The 279-nt window shown below is 71.0% G+C and carries 1 protein-coding gene; it reads left to right on the top strand.

Translation table 11 applies throughout. From position 1 onward, the window contains the following. On the top strand, nt 1-279 hold a 279-nt coding region (locus AC1RPY_RS07835), incomplete at both ends, for a cation efflux transmembrane domain-containing protein (protein ID WP_481763123.1).

Below are 279 nucleotides of genomic sequence, written 5' to 3'. Positions count from 1 at the left end.
GACTGATCGTGGCGCTCATGGCCACCATCGTGGCGGCGCGCCCGGCCACCGACCGGCAGACGTTCGGCTACCGCCGCGCCGAGGTGTTCGGTGCGCTCATCAACGGGCTCATCCTCGTCGTCGTGGCGGTGTTCGTCACCATCGGCGCGATCGGCAGGCTGGTGACGGGGGAGACCGAGGTGCAGTCCGGGCCGATGCTCGTGGTCGCCGTGATCGGCCTCGTCGCGAACCTCGGCGCCCTCCTGCTGCTGCGCCCCGCCGCCGACCACTCGATCAACA

Source organism: Dellaglioa sp. CoH-56-MRSF-12 (genome assembly GCF_056782075.1).
This window is presented reverse-complemented; position numbering and strand designations above follow the sequence as displayed.